At 72.9% G+C, this 21,592-nt stretch carries 19 protein-coding genes; 18 read left to right on the top strand and 1 reads right to left on the bottom strand.

The features are described 5' to 3' along the window. Positions 1 to 253: 253 nt before the first annotated feature. Positions 254 to 1,183, bottom strand: coding sequence for an NAD(P)-dependent oxidoreductase (locus AC07AZ_RS08005; protein WP_478844977.1), 930 nt, complete (start codon positions 1,181 to 1,183; stop codon positions 254 to 256). 149 nt (positions 1,184 to 1,332) lie between these two features. Here AC07AZ_RS08005 and AC07AZ_RS08000 point away from each other — a divergent pair, with 149 nt between their 5' ends. The 18 genes from AC07AZ_RS08000 to hypE all read left to right on the top strand — a co-directional run bounded on the left by AC07AZ_RS08000 (position 1,333) and on the right by hypE (position 21,416). Beyond that, positions 1,333 to 1,935, top strand: coding sequence for a TetR/AcrR family transcriptional regulator (locus tag AC07AZ_RS08000; protein WP_478844975.1), 603 nt, complete (start codon positions 1,333 to 1,335; stop codon positions 1,933 to 1,935). 972 nt (positions 1,936 to 2,907) lie between these two features. Beyond that, positions 2,908 to 4,968, top strand: coding sequence for a discoidin domain-containing protein (locus AC07AZ_RS07995; RefSeq protein ID WP_478844973.1), 2,061 nt, complete (start codon positions 2,908 to 2,910; stop codon positions 4,966 to 4,968). A gap of 67 nt (positions 4,969 to 5,035) precedes the next feature. Next, positions 5,036 to 5,677 carry a TetR/AcrR family transcriptional regulator gene (locus tag AC07AZ_RS07990; protein ID WP_478844971.1) on the top strand — a complete coding sequence of 214 codons (642 nt, stop codon included), beginning with the start codon at positions 5,036 to 5,038 and terminating at the stop codon, positions 5,675 to 5,677. Positions 5,678 to 6,033: 356 nt separating this feature from the next. Next, positions 6,034 to 7,785: a hydrogenase maturation protein gene (locus tag AC07AZ_RS07985; RefSeq protein ID WP_478844969.1), complete on the top strand. Its 1,752-nt coding sequence runs from the start codon at positions 6,034 to 6,036 to the stop codon at positions 7,783 to 7,785. A 49-nt stretch (positions 7,786 to 7,834) separates the two neighbouring features. After that, complete coding sequence (locus AC07AZ_RS07980; RefSeq protein ID WP_478844967.1) at positions 7,835 to 8,923, top strand: NADH-quinone oxidoreductase subunit B family protein; 1,089 nt, start codon at positions 7,835 to 7,837, stop codon at positions 8,921 to 8,923. A 192-nt stretch (positions 8,924 to 9,115) separates the two neighbouring features. Further along, the gene (locus AC07AZ_RS07975) at positions 9,116 to 10,900 is read left to right on the top strand and encodes a nickel-dependent hydrogenase large subunit (RefSeq protein WP_478844965.1); all 1,785 of its coding nucleotides are present in this window, start codon (positions 9,116 to 9,118) and stop codon (positions 10,898 to 10,900) included. Then, positions 10,897 to 11,490, top strand: a complete 594-nt coding sequence (locus AC07AZ_RS07970) for a hypothetical protein (RefSeq protein ID WP_478844963.1) — start codon at positions 10,897 to 10,899, stop codon at positions 11,488 to 11,490. Before AC07AZ_RS07975 ends, AC07AZ_RS07970 begins: the two co-directional genes overlap by 4 nt. Continuing rightward, positions 11,487 to 12,155 carry a DUF5947 family protein gene (locus tag AC07AZ_RS07965; protein ID WP_478844962.1) on the top strand — a complete coding sequence of 223 codons (669 nt, stop codon included), beginning with the start codon at positions 11,487 to 11,489 and terminating at the stop codon, positions 12,153 to 12,155. Before AC07AZ_RS07970 ends, AC07AZ_RS07965 begins: the two co-directional genes overlap by 4 nt. Continuing rightward, positions 12,152 to 12,856 carry a DUF6084 family protein gene (locus AC07AZ_RS07960; RefSeq protein WP_478844960.1) on the top strand — a complete coding sequence of 235 codons (705 nt, stop codon included), beginning with the start codon at positions 12,152 to 12,154 and terminating at the stop codon, positions 12,854 to 12,856. Before AC07AZ_RS07965 ends, AC07AZ_RS07960 begins: the two co-directional genes overlap by 4 nt. Then, positions 12,853 to 14,298 carry a hypothetical protein gene (locus tag AC07AZ_RS07955; protein WP_478844958.1) on the top strand — a complete coding sequence of 482 codons (1,446 nt, stop codon included), beginning with the start codon at positions 12,853 to 12,855 and terminating at the stop codon, positions 14,296 to 14,298. The genes AC07AZ_RS07960 and AC07AZ_RS07955 overlap by 4 nt, the downstream gene beginning before the upstream one ends. Next, positions 14,295 to 14,921, top strand: a complete 627-nt coding sequence (locus AC07AZ_RS07950) for a hydrogenase maturation protease (protein ID WP_478844956.1) — start codon at positions 14,295 to 14,297, stop codon at positions 14,919 to 14,921. The genes AC07AZ_RS07955 and AC07AZ_RS07950 overlap by 4 nt, the downstream gene beginning before the upstream one ends. Before the next feature lie 11 nt (positions 14,922 to 14,932). Continuing rightward, positions 14,933 to 15,037: a DUF6893 family small protein gene (locus tag AC07AZ_RS07945; RefSeq protein WP_478844954.1), complete on the top strand. Its 105-nt coding sequence runs from the start codon at positions 14,933 to 14,935 to the stop codon at positions 15,035 to 15,037. Between the two features lie 150 nt (positions 15,038 to 15,187). After that, complete coding sequence (gene hypA, locus AC07AZ_RS07940) at positions 15,188 to 15,553, top strand: hydrogenase maturation nickel metallochaperone HypA (protein WP_478844952.1); 366 nt, start codon at positions 15,188 to 15,190, stop codon at positions 15,551 to 15,553. Positions 15,554 to 15,586: 33 nt separating this feature from the next. Further along, entirely contained in the window at positions 15,587 to 16,432 is an 846-nt protein-coding gene (gene hypB, locus AC07AZ_RS07935; protein ID WP_478844950.1) for a hydrogenase nickel incorporation protein HypB, read from the top strand. After that, entirely contained in the window at positions 16,429 to 18,843 is a 2,415-nt protein-coding gene (gene hypF / locus AC07AZ_RS07930; RefSeq protein WP_478844948.1) for a carbamoyltransferase HypF, read from the top strand. Before hypB ends, hypF begins: the two co-directional genes overlap by 4 nt. A 53-nt stretch (positions 18,844 to 18,896) precedes the next feature. Next, positions 18,897 to 19,223, top strand: coding sequence for a HypC/HybG/HupF family hydrogenase formation chaperone (locus tag AC07AZ_RS07925; protein ID WP_478844946.1), 327 nt, complete (start codon positions 18,897 to 18,899; stop codon positions 19,221 to 19,223). Continuing rightward, positions 19,220 to 20,344, top strand: coding sequence for a hydrogenase formation protein HypD (gene hypD, locus AC07AZ_RS07920; RefSeq protein ID WP_478844944.1), 1,125 nt, complete (start codon positions 19,220 to 19,222; stop codon positions 20,342 to 20,344). The genes AC07AZ_RS07925 and hypD overlap by 4 nt, the downstream gene beginning before the upstream one ends. After that, entirely contained in the window at positions 20,337 to 21,416 is a 1,080-nt protein-coding gene (gene hypE / locus AC07AZ_RS07915) for a hydrogenase expression/formation protein HypE (protein WP_478844942.1), read from the top strand. Before hypD ends, hypE begins: the two co-directional genes overlap by 8 nt. The last annotated feature ends 176 nt before the right edge of the window (positions 21,417 to 21,592 follow it).

Raw genomic sequence — 21,592 nt, 5'->3', positions numbered from 1 at the left:
CGACGGAGACGGGGACCTGTCGGGACGCGGGACGGGGGACGGGGGACGGGGAAGGTCACCCAGCTAAGACGTGAGTTGTTCGCTCATGGGCTTGTGCGAGGCGCTGACCCGCTGGACGGCGGCCGTCGAACGCGAACAGGACCACATCGTCACCGCTCTCGGCGTCGAGGAGACGGTCCTGCTGCGGACGTTGCTAGAGCGGGCGTCGCGCCGACTGGGCCGAGGGGGAAACGCCGTCGAGCGGCCGGTCTCGTCAGTCGGCCGGCGTGCCCGGAGCGCCTGGCGTGCCCGGAGCGCCGGGCAGGGGGGCGCCGTTCGTCCGGGCTTCGAGGGCGTGCAGTACGGCCACCATGTCCTCACCCCCGTGGCCCCGCGCCACCGTCTCGCCGAACAGGGCGTGGCAGACGTCGAGAAGGGGTGAGGCCGCACCGGACCCGCGGGCGGCCTCCGCGATCAGCCGGTTGTTGTACAGGACGTCGGCGGCGCTCGCCTGGACGGCGAAGTCGCGGGCCAGGAGCTTGGGTGCCTTCATGCGGGAGACGGCGCTGGCCATCGGGCCCGCGTCCAGGACGTCGAGGAACCGGTGCCGGTCCAGGCCGTGCCGGTCGGCGAAGTGGAACGCCTCGGTCAGTCCGGTGACCAGCGTGATCAGGAACAGGTTCACCGAGAGCTTGGTGAGCAGGGCGTCCGGGACGGCACCGCAGACGAAGGTCTGCCGGCACATCGGGGCCAGCAGGGGGCGTACGGCGGCCACCGCCTCGTCGTCGCCCGCCAGCATCGCCACCAACTCGCCCTGTTCCGCCGGGACTCGGGAACCGGAGACCGGAGCCTCGACGTAACTCCCGCCCGCGGCACGCACATCGGCCTGAAGACTCGCGGAGTACTCGGGCGAGGTCGTCCCCATCGGGACGACCGTGCGGCCGGCGACCCGCGCGGCGAAGTCCGGTGTTCCACGCCCCAGAACGGCGTCGAGGGCGGACCCGTCGGCCTGCATGAGGACCACGGTGGCGGCCCGTTCGAACACCTCGGCCGGGCTGTCCGCGACCTCGGCCCCGGCGGCACGCAGAGGTGCGCACCTGGCCGGGGTGCGGTTCCAGACGACCAGGGGCGTTCCCGCGCGGGCCAGGTTGAGGGCCATGGGCTGCCCCATGACCCCGAGGCCGACGAAACCCACGTACGCCACGCCGCACCGCCGTTTCTGCCCGCGCCCGGGCGCGGGGCGGGATCGTTCCGTCCGCCGCCAACCGACTATGACAGCGGTCATAGTAGCCGCCTCTATGACGACGGTCATAGGGTGCGGGACAGGGGCTCACGAACGTGCGGGAGGTCGGGATGGCGGTGCCCGAACGGGGGCCACGCGAGCGGATGGTCTTCAGCGCGGCCCAGCTCATCCGGCGCGACGGCGTCGCCGCCACCGGCATGCGCGAGGTCGCGGCGCACGCCGGCGCGCCCCGCGGCTCGCTCCAGCACTACTTCCCCGGCGGCAAGGAACAGCTGGTCAACGAGGCCGTGGGGTGGGCGGGACGGTACGCGGGCAACCGTGTCGCCCGCTTCCTCGCCGCGCTGCCCGAGCCCACACCCGGCGGCCTGTTCATGCAGATGGTGCGCCAGTGGACCGACGAGTACCTCGCCGACGGCTTCGCGGGCGGCTGCCCGGTCGCGGCCGCGACGGTCGACTGCGCGGAGTCCACCGCGTCCACGCGGGAGGCTGCGGCCGGCGCCTTCTCCGTGTGGACCGCGTCGGTGGCCGGCGCCCTGGTGGACATGGGCGTGCCCGAGGAGCGAGCCCATCCGCTCGCGACCCTCATGATCAGCTCCCTCGAGGGGGCGATCCTGCTGGCCCGCGCCGAGCAGGACGTCCGCGCCCTCACGGCCGTAGCCCGGGAACTGGGGCCCCTCCTCGACGCGGCGGCGAGTCGGCCGCCCACGGGCTGAGGGCCGCGGGGCTGGTGCCGGTGGGGCTGGCGCCTGCGGGGCTGGCGTCCGTGGGGCTGGCGCCCGCCGCCGGCCGAGGCCGGCACCTGTGGTGCCCCCGAGGCCGGCACCTGTGGTGCCCCGAAGGCGGGGCCGCCGTACGGTCTGTCGGCGCGGCAGGCAGCCGAGCCGGTCCGTCGGCGGGTGTCATCCGGCGACAGGCCCCCCGATCCTCCGTTCGTCGCACGCCAGGCCGCGTCCACCGGCCCGTCTGTGGCTACCGCTGGTGACAACAGGTGCATCTGTATCGGCTGTGCACTCACGGGACCGCGGCCTCGCGGTCAGACCTCGGGACTCGGCAGGAGGCGAGGGTGGCGGCAGAGCATGCTCACCACCGGCCACGCCGACGGGCCGGAGACGGCGCGGCTGGAACTACTGGCCTCCGCCGCCGAGGTGTGACCGGCACCGAGGCCCTGGCGCTCGCCGTGCGGCAGCCCATGGCGGCCTCGGCGGGCCTCGGCGGCCTCGGCGGGCCTCGGCGGCCTCCGCGGCCTCGGCGTGCGGCAGGCCACGGCAGCCCTCGGCGGCCCGGTACACCGACGCGACCCCACGACGGCCTGCTGCGCCTGGTGGGGCGGTCTGCGGGCTGACACCGGAGAGCACCGGAGGGTGGGTCACTCTCCGCGACGACTGTCACGTCCCTGATGATCACGATGTACATGACGTTGAGGGGATGTGGTGACCGCCCATGCCCGCAAGGGAGGCGTGGGAGGGACGCCGTCGGGCGCCCGCGGTCGGGCCGGTCCCGGTCGCTTCGCCGGGCGCGTATCAGGTCAAGCGTCCCGGACCCTTGACTCGGACCGCTCCAGTGGCGATCCTCGACCCATATCTTGCGCTGGTCATGACAAGTCGGGTCCTCGGTGTCCTCGTCGGACTCCGGACGGTGGCCCGGCCTCGTCGGCCGCGCGATCCGCCGACCGAGGGACGTGGGCCGTGACCGTGACCGGACGCCCGTACCGCCGACGCAGGAACGTCACCGTCGTCTCGCTGCTGCTGCTCGTGCTGGCCATGGCCCTGGGCCCGGCGCCGAGTTCGGCGGCCGCGACCGACTGGTGGGTGCCGACCGCGCGGCCCGCGCCGGACTCGCAGATCAACGTCACGGGCGAGCCGTTCACCGGCACCGACGCCACGGGCGACGTACGCGGGTTCGTCGACGCGCACAACCACCTCTTCGCCAACGAGGGCTTCGGCGGCCGGCTCATCTGTGGCAAGACGTTCTCCGAGGCCGGAATCGCCGACGCGCTCAAGGACTGTCCCGAGCACTACCCCGACGGCTCGCTCGCGATCTTCGACTACATCACCCGCGGCGGCGACGGCAAGCACGACCCGGTGGGCTGGCCCACCTTCAAGGACTGGCCCGCACACGACTCCCTGACACACCAGCAGAACTACTACGCCTGGGTGGAGCGGGCCTGGCGTGGCGGGCAGCGCGTGCTCGTCAACGACCTCGTCACCAACGGCGTGATCTGCTCGGTGTACTTCTTCAAGGACCGCAGCTGCGACGAGATGACCTCCATCCGCCTTCAGGCCAGGCTGAGTTACGACCTCCAGGACTACATCGACCGGATGTACGGCGGAACCGGCAAGGGCTGGTTCCGGATCGTCACCGACAGCACGCAGGCCCGACAGGTCATCGAACAGGGCAAGTTGGCGGTGATCCTGGGAGTGGAGACCTCGGAGCCGTTCGGCTGCAAGCAGGTCCTGGACGTCGCGCAGTGCAGCAAGGCCGACATCGACGCGGGACTGGACGAGCTGTACTCGCTCGGCGTGCGCAGCATGTTCCTGTGCCACAAGTTCGACAACGCGCTGTGCGGCGTCCGCTTCGACGAGGGCGGCCTCGGAACGGCCATCAACGTCGGCCAGTTCCTGTCGACCGGCACGTTCTGGAAGACGGAGAAGTGCGCCGGCCCCCAGCACGACAACCCCATCGGCACCGCGCCCTCCGCGGCCGAGGCGGACCTGCCGTCGGGTGTGGCCGTCCCCTCCTACGACACGGACGCCCAGTGCAACACCCGCGGGCTCACCGACCTCGGCGAGTACGCCGTACGCGGCATGATGAAACGCAGGATGATGCTGGAGATCGACCACATGAGCGTCAAGGCCGCCGGCCGCGCGCTCGACATCTTCGAGTCGGCGTCCTACCCGGGCGTGCTGTCCTCGCACAGCTGGATGGACCTGAACTGGACCGAGCGGGTGTACGGCCTCGGCGGCTTCGTCGCCCAGTACATGCACGGCTCCGAGGAGTTCAGCGCGGAGGCCAAGCGCACCGACGCCCTGCGCGACAAGTACCACGTGGGCTACGGCTACGGCACCGACATGAACGGTGTCGGCGGCTGGCCCGCCCCGCGCGGCGCGGACGCCGCCCACAAGGTGACCTACCCCTTCAAGAGCGTCGACGGCGGCTCCCTCATCGACCGGCAGACCACCGGCGAACGCACGTGGGACCTCAACACGGACGGTGCCGCGCACTATGGACTCGTCCCGGACTGGATCGAGGACATCCGGCTCGTCGGCGGCCAGGACGTCGTGGACGACCTCTTCCGGGGCGCCGAGTCCTACCTCGACACCTGGGGCGCCACCGAACGGCACCAGGCCGGCGCCAACCTCGCCAAGGGCGCCTCGGTGAGCGCCAGTTCGGCCGAGTGGAACCCGTTCACCAGTTACGCGCCCGGCCGCGCCGTGGACGGCGACACGGGCACCCGGTGGGCCAGCGACTGGAGCGACGACCAGTGGCTGCGGATCGACCTGGGGTCCACGAACCTGGTCAGGCGGGTCACCCTCGACTGGGAACGCGCGTACGGGAAGTCGTACCGGGTCGATCTGTCCACCGACGGCGTGAACTGGCGGTCCGTCTGGTCCACCGGCTCCGGCGACGGCGGACTGGACACCGCGCTGTTCACCGGCACCCCGGCCCGTTACGTCCGGGTGCAGGGCCTGGGCCGCGGTACGGACTGGGGATACTCCCTGCGCGAGGTGGGCGTCTACAGCAGCTGACGGCCTTCCCGACCCGGCCTGCCCCCATCCCGGCGGGCAGGCCGGTACGAGCACGAAGGGCACGAGGATGGCACGGATGCCGTCGGCCGAACGGCGCCGGCAGCTCACGGAGGCGGCGATCAGGGCGATGGCCCGGGACGGCGTGGCCGCGACGACGACCCGGTCCATCGCCGCCGAGGCGGGCGTGTCCCTGAGCGTCTTCCACTACTGCTTCGACTCCAAGCAGGAACTGGTCGAGTCGGTCATCACGACGATCACCGACCACTCGGTGACGACGGTCCGGGAGGCCCTGCGGCCCGGGGACACCCTCGAGGAGGCCGTCCGGGCCGGCTTCCAGGCGTACTGGGACCACGTCCGCGCCCACCCCGACGAGCACATGCTGACCTACGAACTCACCCAGTACGCCCTGCGCCGACCCGGGTTCGAGCATCTCGCGCGACGGCAGTACGAGCTGTACGGCGAGGCGTACGGCGAGCTCATCGAGCAGCTGCGGAGTGACATGGACCTCCGGCTGCGGGTGCCGGTGTCCGTGCTGGCCCGCTATCTGGCCGCCATGACGGACGGGCTGACCCTCAACTACCTGGTGCTCGGCGACGCGGCCGCCTGGACCGACATCCTCGACACGGTCACCGCCCACATCGCCGGACTCGTCCGCCACGACGACACCCCGACCCCCCACCCGCAGGCCCCACAGGCGCCCACCCCGTAACCGCGGCCCGATCCACAGGCGCCCGCCCCATAGCCGCGGCCCCTACAGGCGCCCGCCCCGTAACCGCGGCCCGTTCACAGGCGCCCACCCCGTAACCGCGGCCCAACCCACGGGCGCCCGCCCCATAGCCGCGGCCCCTACAGGCGCCCGCCCCGTAACCGCGGCCCGTTCCACAGGCGCCCACCCCATAGCCGCGGCCCCCTACAGGCGCCCGCCCCACAGGTGCGTACGGGCGGCCGGGCGCCTGCTTTCGGATGACCCCGCAGCCTGTCGCCGGGGCGCTGAGGCCGGTGTGACCGACGATCGGGAGCCCGCCGGGTCACCGTGCCCGACCCTTCGCACGCCGGGAGGCAGCCGTGCGCATCCTGCTCGTGGCCAGCGCGTTCAACAGCCTCACCCAACGTGTCCACGCCGAACTGCGCGACCGCGGCCACACCGTGGCGGTGGAACTCGCGCTGCCCGGCCACGATCTCGCCGAGGCGGTACGGCGGCATGCCCCGCGGCTCGTCCTGGCGCCGATGCTGAAGACGGCCATCCCCCGGGAGGTGTGGTCGGCACACACCTGCCTGATCGTCCACCCGGGCCCCGTGGGTGACCGGGGTCCGTCCTCCCTGGACTGGGCGATCCACGAGGAGGCCGACCGGTGGGGGGTGACGGTGCTCCAGGCGGACGAGGAGATGGACGCGGGAGACGTGTGGGCGTCCGCCACCTGTCGCGTGCCTCCTGTGTCGAAGAGTGACCTGTACCGGGGCGAGATCGCCGACGCGGCGCTGGAGGCCGTCCTGTGCGCCGTGGACCGCTTCGCCACCGGAACCCACCGGCCCCTCGCGCAGGACGCGGCGGCCGGGGCCGGTGCCCCGCCCCGCGTCCGCCCGTATCTCGACCAGAGCGTCCGGCGGATCGACTGGGCCGAGGACTCCACACGGAGCGTCGTCCGCAAGCTGCGGGCCGCCGACTCGCAGCCCGGGGTGCTGGACGAACTGCTCGGCGGCCAGTGGTACCTCCACGGCGGTCACCCCGACAGCGAGCTGCGGGGCCACCCGGGCGAACTGCTGGCCACCCGGGCCGGCGCGATCTGCCGGGCGACCACGGACGGCGCCGTGTGGATCCCCGAGCTGCGGGCCAGGCGCCGGCCGGGCGGGCCGCCCACCTTCAGGCTGCCGGCCGTGCAGGCCCTCGGCGACCGGCTGCCCGCCCTGCCCGAACTCGCCCTGCCGCCGCTCCCCGGAGCCGGTGGCTCCACCTGGACGGACATCGGCTACCGGGAGGACGGGGACGTGGGCCTCCTGTCGTTCTCCTTCCCCGGCGGCGCCATGAGCACGGCACAGTGCCGGCGCCTGCTCGACGCCTACCGTGAGGCGTGCACCCGCCCCACCTCCGTGCTGGTGCTGGGCGGCCGGCGGGACTTCTTCTCCAACGGCATCCACCTCAACGTCATCGAGGCCGCGGACGACCCCGGCGCCGAGTCCTGGGCGAACATCGACGCCATCGACGACCTGGTCGAGGCGGTGCTGACGACGACCGGCCGCCTGGTCGTCTCGGCGATCGGGGGCAACGCCGCCGCCGGCGGGGTGATGCTGGCCCTGGCCGCCGACGAGGTGTGGTGCCGCTCGGGCGCCGTACTGAACCCCCACTACCGGCTCATGGGCCTGTACGGCTCGGAGTACTGGACGTACACCCTGCCGAGCCGGGTGGGGCCGGCGGTGGCCGAGCGCCTCATGCGCGAAGCCCTGCCGGTGAGCTCGGCGGGCGCCCTGCGCATGGGACTCGTCGACCGGGTCGTCGACTGCGGCCCGCAGGACTTCACCGCGCGGACCGCAGCCCTGGCCGCCCATCTCGCCGCGCTGCCGGCGACGGCCTCCCGCATCGCGGCGAAGAAGAGGGACCTGGACGGGCGGCGTGGCGAGGACCCGGCCGCCTTCCGGGAGCGGGAGCTGACCCGGATGCGCAGGACCTTCCAGGACCCGGACGCCCCCTACCACGCTCTGCGCCGGGCGTTCGTCCGCAAGGAGACACCGCACCGCACCCCACCTCACCTCGGCCCCGTCACTGGAACGGCCCAACATGGCGTCCCATCGGAAGCGGGTGACTGGTACCAAGAAGGCTGATGGTCCGAAATGAACACCTTCATCCCATACCTCCCCAGGAGGCGGTCCCATGACTGAGGCGACGCCGGACACGGTCGGCGCTGCGGACGCCGGAGACGCGCCCGCCGACGAGACACCCACGATCCACATTCTCTGGATCAACGCGGGGCTGAGCTGCGACGGCGACTCCGTCTCGCTCACGGCGGCCATGCAGCCGAGCATCGAGGAGATCGTGCTCGGGGTGCTGCCGGGGCTGCCGAAGATCGCCGTCCACTGGCCGCTCATCGACTTCGAATGCGGCCCGATCGGCGGCGCGGACACGTTCATCGAGTGGTTCTTCAAAGGAGAGCGGGGCGAGATCGACCCGTTCGTGCTGGTCGTCGAGGGCTCCATCCCCAACGAGGCGATCAAGCCGGAGGGCTACTGGTGCGGCTTCGGGGACAACCCGGAGACCGGCCAGCCGATCACGACCAGCGAGTGGATCGACCGGCTCGCGCCCAAGGCGCTCGCGGTCGTCGCCATCGGCACCTGTGCCACGTACGGCGGTATCCACGCCATGGCCGGCAACCCGACCGGCGCCATGGGCCTGCCGGACTACCTGGGCTGGGACTGGAAGTCCCACGCCGGGATCCCGATCGTGTGCGTCCCGGGCTGTCCGATCCAGCCCGACAACTTCTCCGAGACGCTCACGTACCTGCTCTACCAGGCGTCCGGACAGGCCCCGATGATCCCGCTGGACGACAAGCTGCGCCCGACCTGGCTGTTCGGAGCCACCGTCCACGAGGGCTGCGACCGCGCCGGCTACTACGAACAGGGCCAGTTCGCCCTGACGTACGACTCGCCGAAGTGCCTGGTCAAGCTCGGCTGCTGGGGTCCCGTCGTGAAGTGCAACGTGCCCAAGCGCGGCTGGATGAACGGTATCGGCGGCTGTCCGAACGTCGGCGGCATCTGCATCGCCTGCACGATGCCCGGGTTCCCCGACAAGTTCATGCCGTTCATGGACGAGCCCCCCGGCGGACGGGTGTCCAGCACCGCCAGCGGCGCCTACGGCGCGGTGGTCCGCAGGCTGCGGACCATCACGGCCCGGACCGTGGACAAGGAGCCCAAGTGGCGCCACACCGGCGACAAGATCACCACCGGATACCGCCCGCCGTGGTGACGTCCCGCCCCGCCTGACCCGTCAGCCTGACCCCCACCGGGCGATCACCTCTGCGATCACCCCTGGCGATCACTCCGGAGCGATCACCCTGGCGTTCCGCCCCGCGGTCGCCCGGCCGCGGGGCCCCGCGCACAGCGCACCCCGATTCCTGCACCCCCACCTCCCCGCGCAACGAAGGGCACGGCATACACGATGGCACCGACAACGAAGGCGGCCGGCGACGGCAGCGGCCTGGTGGAGATGGCCTGGGACCCGATCACCCGGATCGTGGGCAGTCTCGGCATCCACACGAAGATCGACTTCAAGCAGAAGCGGGTCGCGGAGTGCTACAGCACCTCGTCGGTCTTCCGCGGCTACAGCGTCTTCATGCGCGGCAAGGACCCCCGCGACGCCCACTTCATCACCAGCCGCATCTGCGGGATCTGCGGCGACAACCACGCCACCTGCTCGGTGTACGCGCAGAACATGGCGTACGGCGTGAAGCCCCCGAACCTCGCCGAGTGGATCATCAACCTGGGCGAGTCCGCGGAGTACATGTTCGACCACAACATCTTCCAGGAGAACCTGGTGGGGGTCGACTACTGCGAGAAGATGGTCAAGGAGACCAACCCGGGCGTCCTCGAACTGGCCGAACGCACCGAGGCACCGCACGCCGGGGAGCACGGCTACCGCACCATCGCCGACATCATGCGGTCGCTCAACCCGATCGAGGGCGAGTTCTACCGCGAGGCGCTCCAGGTCAGCCGCTACACGCGGGAGATGTTCTGCCTCATGGAGGGCCGCCATGTGCACCCCTCCACGCTCTACCCGGGCGGCGTCGGCACCATCGCCTCCGTGCAGCTGTTCACCGACTACCTCAGCCGCCTCATGCGGTACGTGGAGTTCATGAAGCGGGTCGTCCCGCTGCACGACGACCTCTTCGACTTCTTCTACGAGGCGCTGCCGGGCTACGAGGAGGTCGGCCGGCGCCGCGTGCTGCTCGGCTGCTGGGGGGCGCTCAACGACCCGGAGTACTGCGACTTCACCTACGCCAACATGACGGACTGGGGCCGGCGCATGTTCGTCACCCCCGGCATCATCGTGGACGGCAAGCTCGTCACCAACGACCTCACCGAGATCAACCTCGGCATCCGCATCCTGTTGGGCAGCTCCTACTACGAGGACTGGCAGGGCCAGGAGCAGTTCGTCACCCACGACCCGCTCGGCAACCCGGTGGACCCGCGCCACCCGTGGAACCAGCACACCATCCCCGCCCCGCAGAAGCGGAACTTCGACGACAAGTACAGCTGGGTGATGTCCCCGCGCTGGTTCGACGGCAAGGACCACCTCGCCCTGGACACCGGCGGCGGCCCCATCGCCCGGCTGTGGTCCACCGCGCTGTCCGGGCTCGTGGACACCGGCTACGTCAAGGCCACCGGCCACAGCGTGGTCATCAACCTGCCCCGCACGATGACCAAGCCCGAGACGACCTTCGAGTGGAAGATCCCGCGCTGGAGCAACGCCCTGGAGCGCAACCGCGCCCGCACCTACTTCCAGGCGTACACGGCCGCCATCGCCCTGCACTTCGCGGAGAAGGGGCTGGAGGAGGTCCGGGCCGGACGCACCCAGACCTGGGAGAAGTTCGAGGTGCCCGACGAGGGTCTCGGCGTCGGCTTCACCGAGGCGGTCCGCGGTGTGCTCTCCCACCACATGGTGATCCGCGACGGCAAGATCGCCAACTACCACCCGTACCCGCCCACCCCCTGGAACGCCAGCACCCGGGACACCTACGGCACCCCCGGCCCGTACGAGGACGCCGTGCAGAACACCCCGATCTTCGAGGAGAACACCCCGGAGAACTTCAAGGGCATCGACATCATGCGCGCCGTGCGCAGCTTCGACCCCTGTCTGCCCTGCGGTGTGCACATGTACGTCGGCGGCGGCAAGACCGTGCAGAAGATGCACGTGCCCACCGGCCTGAGCGGACTGGGCGGATGAGCGCGGCGCCGGCCGGGCGGCCGGTGAGCGCGGAGGAGACCGGACGCCGGGTCGAGGAGATCCTCGACCGGCTGGCCGCCGCCGGCGACCCGGCGGCGGCCGCCGCGGCGGAGGAACTCGTCCGCTCCCTGATGGACTTCTACGGCGCCGGACTGGCCCGCGTCCTCCAGCTGCTGTCCGCCCCCGGTGAGGGGCGGACACCCGGCGACCCGCTCGCGCGTCTGCTCGGCGACGACCTGGTCGCCGGCCTGCTCGTCCTGCACGACCTCCATCCGGAGGACCGCGACAGCCGTATCGCCCGGGCCCTCGACAGCGTGCGGGACCACGCCCTGGAGGTGGTCGGCTTCGACGAGCGGAGCGGCACCCTGCGCCTGCGCGCCTCCGCGGGCGGCGGCTGCGGCCGCGCCGGGTCGGGTGCGGGCGCCCGGCAGGCCGCCGAGGAGGCGCTCGCCTGCTTCGCGCCGGAGGTCACGAGCGTCGACGTACAGGCCGCCGCCGGCGAGCCCGCCCTCCTGCAGATCGGTACCGGTCCCGGAGCCGGCCCGAGGACGGCCGCGGCGGCCGGCCCGGCGACGGCGAAGACCCGATGAGCGGCTCCCCGCTGCCGCTGCGCACACCCGGTGCGAGGCCGGGTGTCCCCGGCCTGCGCCGGTTCCTGGCCGAGCGGCCGCCCGCGCGGGAGCGGTGCGAACTGTGCGCGGTGACGCTGACCGGCACGGACCACCGCCACCTCGTCGACGTCGACCGACGCGCCCTCGTCTGCGCCTGCGTGCCCTGCGCGCTGCTGTTGGAACAGCCGGGCGCCTCGGCGGGCCGCTTCCGCGCGGTCCCCGCCCGCTACCTCACCGACCCCGGCCATCACCTCGACGACGGCGCGTGGGAACGGCTCCAGATCCCGGTCGGTGTCGCCTTCTTCTTCCACAACGCGGCGCTCGACCGGCTCGTCGCGCTCTACCCGAGCCCCGCCGGAGCCACCGAGAGCGAGCTCGACCCCGCCACCTGGACCGAGGTCCTCGGCGACAGCCGCCTCGCCGGAATGCTGGAGTCCGACGTGGAGGCGCTGCTGCTGCGCCGCGTCGACGGCCGCTGCGTGTGCTACCTCGTCCCGATCGACGTCTGCTACGAACTGGTGGGCCGCATGCGGCTGTTGTGGCAGGGGTTCGACGGCGGCGCCGAGGCCCGCGCCGCCCTCGACACGTTCTTCGAGAACGTCGTACGGCAGGCCCGGCCCGTCCGTGAGGCGGAGGCACCGTGACGGAGCTGTCGTTCACCTGCACCGGTGTCCGCGCCGACCGCTACGCCGCCGGACCGACCCTCGTCTTCCGGCTGCGGGTCACCGCGGCCGGCGACGCCCGCGTGCACGCGCTCGCGCTGCGCTGCCAGATCCGGATCGAACCCGCCCGCCGCGGCTACGAGAGAGCCGAGGCCGACGGCCTGGCCGACCTCTTCGGCGAACGCTCCCGCTGGGGCAGCACCCTCCAGCCCGTGCAGTTCGCCCAGGTGCCGCTGATGGTGCCCGGCTTCACCGGCGAGACCGAGACCGACCTCGTGGTGCCCTGCACCTACGACCTGGACGTCGCCGCCGCCCGCTACCTGGACGCCCTCCGCGGCGGCGAGGTCCCCCTGCTGATGCTCTTCTCCGGTACGGCGTTCACCGGAGCGGGCGGCTTCCAGGTCGAGCCCGTGCCCTGGGACCGGGAGGCCGTCTTCCGCATGCCGGTCGCCGTGTGGCGGGAGATGGTCGAGCAGCACTTCCCGGGGTGCGGCTGGATCCGGCTGCCCCGCGACACCATGGACGCCCTCCTCGCCTACCGCTCACGGCGCGCACTGCCCTCCTGGGAGGCCACCCTGCGCGCCCTGCTCGACGACAGCTCCGCCGCCGAGCCGCCCGGGACGGACCCGTTCCTCGCCCTCACCGGCACCCACCCGACCTCCGCCGGAAGGACCGATCAGTGACCGTGACCGCGTTCGCCCCGGAGACGGAGGCGCGACTCGACCTGGCCCGGCAGGTGGCGGACGCCGTCCTGTTCGAGGGCTATGTGCTCTACCCCTACCGGGCCTCGGCCGCCAAGAACCGGCTGCGCTGGCAGTTCGGAGTGCTCGTGCCGCCCGCCTGGGGCGCCGAGTGCGAGGAGCACGGCTTCCAGCACACCGAGTGCCTGATGGAACCGAAGGCCGGCGCGACCCTCTCGGTCGAGCTGCGTTTCCTGCGCGCCCGGCGGCGGACCGTGGAGTGCGTCCGTCCCGACGGCGCCTTCGAGACGGTGCGTGAACTCCACCTCGACGACCGGGTCCTGGTGCCCTGGGACGAGGGCGCGGAGGAACGGGTCGAGGTCGTGACCGCGGTGGACGCACTGTCGGGTGACGGCATCACGGTCCCCTTCGAACGGCCCGCACGCGAGGACGTCGCCCCGGTGCTGGACGCGGCAGGCCGCGCCGTGGGCCGCACGGTCCGCCGCTCCGAGAAGATCAGCGGCGCGGTGCGGCTGTCCGCCCGCGAACTCGACGGCCCCTACCGGGTGCTGCGGCTGACCGCCGTGGTCGAGAACACCAGCGCGTGGACGCCCCCCGAGGGCCACGCCGCCGACCGGGACGCGGCCCTGCCGCACTCCCTGGTGGCCTCGCACCTGCTCATGGCGCTCGACGCGGGCTCGTTCCTGTCGATGACCGATCCCCCCGAGTGGGCGAAGGGCGCCGTCGCCGCCTGCCGCAACCTGCACACCTGGCCCGTGCTCGCCGGTGAACCCGGCCGCGCGGACCTGGTGCTGTCCTCGCCGATCATCCTGGAGGACCACCCGGCCATCGCGCCGGAGAGCCCCGGCGCGCTCTACGACTCGCTGGAGATCGACGAGATCCTCGCGCTGCGGACCGCCGCCCTCACGGACGAGGAGAAACGCGAGGCCCGCGGCACCGACGAGCGGGCGGCCGCGGTGATCGACCTCGCGGACTCGATGCCGCCGGAGGTGCTGGAGAGACTCCACGGGGCGGTACGGAGCCTGCGCGAGGTGACCGGCGGGGTGAGCGCCCCGGGGCCGGCCGCCGGCGCCTTCCCCGACGAGTTCGGTGTGCCCCGCCCCGACACCCCGTGGTGGGACCCGGCGAGCGACGCCGGCTTCGACCCCGCACGGGACCGCGTCGTCGTGGACGGCCGGTCGCTGGGCGCCGGCGACCGGGTCGTGCTGCGACCGGGCCTGCGGCGCTCCGACGCCCAGGACCTGTTCCTCCAGGGCCGTAGCGCCAGGGTCGAGGCGGTCCTGCACGACGTCGACGGCGCGGTGCACCTGGCCGTCACCGTCGAGGGCGACCCGGGCGCCGACATCCGCCGCGAACAGGGCCGCTTCCTGTACTTCCAGCCGGACGAGGTCACCCCGCTGGACGACGGGGAGGGCGACGCGTGAGCCCGCCCGCGCCGGCCGCCACGACAACCCTCGTCGCCGGCATCGGCAACATCTTCCTCGGCGACGACGGCTTCGGGGTGGAGACCGCGCGCCGCCTCACGGAGCGGCGACTGCCCGCCGACGTCGAGGTGGTGGACGTCGGCGTGCGCGGGGTGCACCTCGCCTACCAGCTCCTCGACGGCTACGACACCCTCGTCCTGGTGGACGCCACGGCACGCGGCGAGGACCCCGGGACGCTGTACGTGATCGAGCACGACGGACTCGCCGGCCCGGCCGACGGCGCCCCCGCGCTCGACGGCCACCGGATGACCCCGGACACCGTCCTGGCCCTGCTCGGCACGCTCTGCGCCGGGACCGGCGGGCAGCCGCCCCGGCGCACGCTGATCGTCGGCTGCGAACCGGCCTCGGTGGAGGAGGGCATCGGGCTCAGCCCGCCGGTGTCCGACGCCGTACCGCGGGCCGTACGGCTGATCGAGGAGCTGCTGCGGGACGGCCGGCCGGCCCAGGCCGTACCACCGCCCCACACCCAGACCGTCGCACCGGCCGTCACCACCCAGTCCCCCTCACCGGCCGCGGCCGGTGAGGGCTTCCCGGCCGGCGAGTCGAACCGGCACCGCACATGAGGAGACACGGTATGAAGAAGACGCTCGTGAGTGGCGCGGCACTGGTCGCCGCGGCCGCTCTCTTGACACAGATCCTGCCCGACATCAGGCGCTACCTGCGCATCCGAAGGATGTGACCCGGGCCCCGGCCGCCCGCCGCGCTGGGTTGCGTCGAACGGCGTACCCGCCGGCGGGTGACGGCGTGCCGGGCCCGGGGGCCCGCACCCCTCGCCTCTAATGGGACCCACCGAGGCCGGCGCGGGCCGGCCCTGGGAGGACTGAGACCGATGCACGAGATGTCCGTGGCGCTGGCCGTGATCGACCAGGTCGAGCAGGCCGCCGCACAGGCCGGTGACGTCACGGCCGTCCGGTCGGTGCGGCTCCAGGTGGGTGAGCTGGCCGGTGTGGTGGCCGACTCCCTCGCCTTCTGCTTCGAACTCGCCTGCGCCGGGACCGTGCTGGCGGACGCCGAACTGGTCACCGAGACGGTGCCGGGGCGGGCCCGCTGCACGGACTGCGCGCACGAGTGGGCCGTCGGCATGCCACCCCGGCTGAGCTGCCCCGCGTGCGGCGGGACGAGCACCGACCTGCTCGCGGGCCGGGAACTGCAGATCGTCAGCGTGCACTGGGAGGACGGCCGAACGCACGCGTAAACCCGCGAACCGATCCCCGAGGAGCGCTGAACCATGTGCCGTGTCGTCGACCTGCAACAGGCCGTACTCGCCAAGAACGACGCGACCGCGCACACCCTGCGCGCCGAACTGGCCGCCCGGGGCACCGCGATCGTCAACCTGCTGTCGAGCCCCGGCAGTGGCAAGACCGCGCTGCTGGAACGCGAACTGCTGCTGGCGCGCGAGCGGTCGGTGCCCGTCGCCGCCCTCACCGCCGACCTCGCCACCGAGAACGACGCGACACGCCTGGCCCGCTCGGGCGTTCCGGTCAAGCAGGTCCTCACCGACGGGCTGTGCCACCTGGAGGCCGGCATGCTCGGAGGACACCTCCGGGCCTGGCTGCCCGACGACACCCGGCTGCTGTTCGTGGAGAACGTCGGCAATCTCGTCTGCCCGGCCTCCTACGACCTGGGGGAGACCCTGAGAGTCGTCCTGGCCTCCGTGACCGAGGGCGAGGACAAGCCGCTGAAGTACCCCACCGCCTTCGGCCTCGCCCACCTCGTGGTGGTCACCAAGACGGACATCGCCGAGGCCGTCGAGTTCGACGAGGCCGCGTTCCGCGCCAACGTCGAGCGGATCAACCCGGGAGTGGAGATCGTGTCGACCTCGGCCCGCCGGGGACGGGGCATCGGCGAACTGCTCGACCGGGCGCTGGCGGCCGCGGACGGCGCGCCGGTCCACACGCCCGTCATGGCCCGCCGCCCGGCCGCGCCCGGCCCCCAGCACGGACACCCGCACCCGCACGGGCCGGGGCACGACCACGAACACGCGCACGGGCCCGGCGAGGTGAGCGCCCATCACCACGCCGACGGGCCCACCCGCCCGGACGGTGTCGGCGCGATGACCCGCGCCCGCTCGTGAGCGGTCCACCACCGGCCGCCGTCGCCGATGACACGCCGTCGCGCCGCCGCGTCACCGTCCGGGGCGTCGTACAGGGCGTGGGGTTCCGGCCGTACCTGTACGGCCTCGCCACCGAACTCGCCCTGGCCGGACACGTGACGAACACCCCGGAGGGCGTCGTCGCCGAGGTCGAGGGGGACTGCGCCGCCGTCGAGCGGTTCTGCGACCGGATCGCCGCGCAGGCACCCCCGCTGGCCCGCGTGGAGTCCGTCCACCAGGTGGAGCTGCCCGCCACCGGAGACGCCCGCTTCAGCATCCTCGCCTCCCGGACCGACGGGCCGGTGCGCACCCTGGTCTCGCCGGACACCGCCACCTGCGCCGACTGCCTCGCCGAACTGGCCGACCCGGCCGACCGGCGACACCGCCACCCCTTCGTCAACTGCACCCACTGCGGGCCGCGCTTCACCATCGTCACCGGCGTGCCCTACGACCGGGCGCACACCACCATGGCCGGCTTCCCGATGTGCGCCGAGTGCGCCCGCGAGTACGCCGATCCGGCCGACCGGCGCTTCCACGCGCAGCCGGTCGCCTGCCCCGCCTGCGGGCCGCGGCTGCGGCTGCTGGGACCGCGAGGCCCCGAGGGAGCGCTGGAGGGTGTCGCGGGCGCGGACGCGGTCGCCGCGGCCCGCGCGCTCCTCGCCCGCGGGGCCATCGTCGCCGTCAAGGGACTGGGCGGCTACCACCTGGCCTGCGACGCCGGCGACCCCGCGGCCGTCGCGCTGCTACGGCGCCGCAAGGGCCGTGGAGACAAGCCGTTCGCCGTCATGGCCCGGACCGCGGACGACATCGCGCACCTCGTACGGCTGGGCCCCGAGGAGCGCGGCCTGCTGGAGAGCGGAGTCCGGCCCGTCGTACTCCTGCGACGCCGGACCGACCCCGACCCCGACCCCGGCCACGGGACCGGGGCCGTGCGTCCGGCCGCCGCGGTCGCGCCCGGCAGCCCGGACCTCGGCGTCATGCTGGCGTACACGCCCCTGCACCACCTGCTGCTCGGGCTGCCCGGCGATCCCGAGGGCCCCCGACTGCTCGTCATGACCAGCGGCAACCTGGCCGGTGAGCCCATCGTCACCGACGACAACGACGCGCTGGAGCGGCTCGCGGCCCTCGCCGACGCCTGGCTCACACACGACCGGGCGATCCACGTCCCCTGCGACGACTCCGTGGTCCGCGTCCAGGACGGGAAGACGCTGATCATCCGCCGGGCGCGCGGCTACGCCCCGCTGCCGGTCAGCCTGCCGCTTCCGGTGGCCCCGGCGCTCGCCGTCGGCGGCGACCTCAAGAACGCGTTCTGCCTCGGGGAGGGCCGGCGGGCCTGGCTGTCCGCGCACATCGGCGACATGGACGACCTCGGCACCCAGCGGGCCTTCGAACGGGCCGCGCGACAACTGGAGTCCATCACCGGAGTACGGCCCACGACCCTGGTCGCCGACCGGCACCCCGGCTACCGCTCGGCCGGCTGGGCCGAACGCAACGCGGCCGGTCGGCCCGTGGTCCGCGTCCAGCACCATCACGCCCACATCGCCGCCGCGATGGCCGAACACGGCCTGGACGGCAGCCGGCCGGTGATCGGCGTCGCCTTCGACGGCACCGGGCACGGCGACGACGGCGCCGTGTGGGGCGGCGAGATCCTGCTCGCCGACTACGACGGCTTCACCCGGTTCGGGCACCTCGCGTACGTCCCGCTGCCCGGTGGCGACGCCGCCGTACGCCGGCCGTACCGCATGGCGCTGGCCCACCTGCGCGCGGCCGGGATCGACTGGTCGGCCGACCTTCCGTGTGCCGCCGCTTGTCCCCCCGACGAACAGCGGGTACTGGCACGGCAGTTGGAGCGAAACCTGAACTGTGTCCCCACCTCCAGCATGGGCCGGCTCTTCGACGCCGTGTCCTCACTCGCGGGCGTCTGCCACCGGGTGGGCTACGAGGCCCAGGCGGCCGTCGAACTGGAGGCGGCCGCCCTGGAAGCGCCCGCCGGGGACGAAGGCACCTACCCGTTCGCCCTCCGCACCCAGGCGCCGGACGGCGGTGGTGCGCTACGGGCCGATCCGGCACCCGTCCTCGCGGCGATCGCCGGCGACCTGCGGACCGGGACCCGGCCGGCCGTGATCGCCGCCCGCTTCCACCGCGCCGTCACCGGCCTGGTGCACGGCATGTGCGTGCGGGCCCGCGAGCGCCACGGACTGGACACGGTGGCCCTGACGGGCGGCGTGTTCGCCAACACCCTGCTCTCCTCGGCCTGCGCCACGGCCCTGCGCGAGGACGGCTTCACCGTTCTGCGGCACCACATGGTCCCGCCCAACGACGGCGGCCTGGCCCTCGGCCAGCTCATGATCGCCGCCCGTGCCACGACGGCCCCGACCGAGGCCGCCGACTGAGGACTGTCCCGGCAGCACCGGGCAAACGCGCGACCCACAGCAAGGAGAGGCACATGTGCCTGGCGGTACCCGGCAGAGTGCTGGACATCGAGGAACGTGACGGCACCCGCATGGCCACCGTCGATTTCGGCGGCGTGGTCAAGGAGGTGTGCCTGGAGTACCTGCCCGACCTCCGGGTCGGCGAGTACGCCATCGTGCACGTCGGGTTCGCGCTGCAGCGCCTGGACGAGGAGTCGGCGAAGCAGACACTCGAACTCTTCGCCGAACTCGGCCTGCTCCAGGAGGAGTTCGGCGACGCCTGGGAGGCGGCCGCCGAAGCCGGCGGTGGCCAGGCGACCCCGTTGGCGGACGAGGACGCCGTCGAGGAGGTGCGGAAGTGAAGTACATCGACGAGTTCCAGGACCCCGAGCTGGCCCGCCGGCTCCTCGACGACATCCACGCCACGGTGACCAGGCCCTGGGCGCTGATGGAGGTGTGCGGCGGCCAGACGCACAGCATCATCCGGCACGGCATCGACCAACTGCTCCCCGACCAGGTCGAGTTGATTCACGGCCCGGGCTGTCCGGTGTGCGTGACCCCGCTCGAGGTCATCGACAAGGCCCTGGAGATCGCCTCCCGGCCGGGGGTGATCTTCTGTTCGTTCGGCGACATGCTGCGGGTGCCCGGCACCGGCCGGGACCTGTTCCAGGTCCGCAGCGAGGGCGGCGACGTCCGCGTCGTCTACTCGCCGCTCGACGCCCTGCGGATCGCACAGCAGAACCCGGACCGCGAGGTGGTGTTCTTCGGCATCGGCTTCGAGACGACCGCGCCGCCCAACGCCATGACGGTCCATCAGGCACGCCGGCTGGGCATCGGGAACTTCAGCCTGCTGGTGTCGCACGTGCGCGTGCCCCCGGCCATCGAGGCCATCATGAGCTCACCGAGCTGCCGCGTGCAGGGCTTCCTCGCGGCCGGCCACGTGTGCAGCGTGATGGGCGTGGGGGAGTACCCGGAACTGGCCGAACGCTTCCGGGTGCCCATCGTCGTCACCGGCTTCGAGCCGCTGGACATCCTCGAAGGCGTGCGCCGCACCGTCCGCCAGCTGGAGCGCGGTGAGCACACCGTCGACAACGCCTACGCCCGGGCCGTGCGCCCGGAGGGCAATCCGGCGGCCCGGGCGATGCTGGAGGACGTCTTCGAGGTCACCGACCGTGCCTGGCGCGGTATCGGCGTGATCCCCGACAGCGGCTGGCGACTGGCCGCGAAGTACCGCGACCACGACGCCGAACACCGGTTCTCGGTCGACGGCATCCAGACGCGCGAACCGGCCGAGTGCCGCAGCGGCGAGGTCCTCCAGGGGCTTCTCAAGCCGCACGAGTGCGAGGCCTTCGGCACGCTCTGCACACCCCGCAACCCCCTCGGCGCCACCATGGTCTCCAGTGAGGGCGCCTGCGCCGCGTACTACCTCTACCGGCGTCTCGACCTCACCACCGCGCCCCGGGAGGCGAGCCCCGTTGTCTGACACCACCGATCTCCGCGGGCCCGCGCTCGACGTCCAGGGCCTGACCTGTCCCGCACCGCTGCGCGACCGTCCCCGCGTGGTCATGGGCCACGGCGGCGGAGGGGCGCTCTCCGCCGAACTGGTGCAGCAGATCTTCGCGCCCGCGTTCGGCGGCGAGGTGCTCGCCCAGATGGGTGATGCCGCCGCGCTCACCCTGGGCGGCGCCCGGCTGGCGTTCTCCACCGACTCCTTCGTGGTGCGGCCGCTGTTCTTCCCCGGCGGCAGCATCGGCGACCTCGCCGTCAACGGCACCGTCAACGACCTCGCCATGAGCGGCGCCCGGGCCGCCTACCTGTCCTGCGGGTTCATCCTGGAGGAGGGCGTCGAACTCGACGTCGTCTCCCGGGTGGCGAAGGCGCTGGGCGCGGCGGCACGCACCGCCGGCGTCGAGGTGGCCACCGGCGACACCAAGGTGGTGGAGGCGGGCCACGGTGACGGGATCTTCATCAACACGGCCGGCATCGGCCTGATCCCGGCGGGTGTCGACCTGCGGCCGGCCCGGGTCGTCCCCGGCGACGTGGTGATCGTCAGCGGCGCCGTCGGAGTCCACGGGGTGGCGATCATGAGCGTCCGCGAGGGACTCGAGTTCGGAGTGGAGATCGAGAGCGACTGCGCGGCGCTCGGCTCCCTGGTCGACGCCATGCTGGCCGTCACCCCGGACCTGCACGTGCTGCGCGACCCCACACGGGGCGGGCTGGCCGCCGCGCTGAACGAGATCGCGGCGGCGTCCGGCGCGGGCGTCGTCATCCGGGAGCGCGAGGTCCCCGTCCCGGCGGCGGTGGCCAACGCCTGCGCCATCCTGGGACTCGACCCCATGTACGTCGCCAACGAGGGCAAGCTGGTCGCCTTCGTGCCGCGCGAGCACGCCGACGCGGTGCTGGAGGCGATGCGCAGCCATCCGCTGGGAGCGGACTCCGCGATCATCGGCGAGGCCGTGGCGGACCATCCCGGCATGGTGGTGGCCCGCACCGGGCTCGGCGGTACGCGGGTGGTGGACCTGCCGCTCGGGGAGCAACTCCCGCGCATCTGCTGAGACCGGGGTTCCGGCCGGCGGCCGGTCCGCAGGCCAGAGCCCCGGCCGGAGGCCAGAGCCGGGAAGGAGCCGTGCGGCCCGCGCGCGAGGGGGGGAGGGGGGGGGGGGGGGGGGGGAGAAGCGGAGGGGGGTTCGCATAACAGTAGCAGTGGAGAGGGGGGCCCGTTGGCCAGATC

Source organism: Streptomyces sp. NPDC043878 (genome assembly GCF_056435735.1).
The sequence above is the reverse complement of the archived record's forward strand: the minus strand, read 5'-3'. Positions and strand labels throughout refer to the sequence as shown.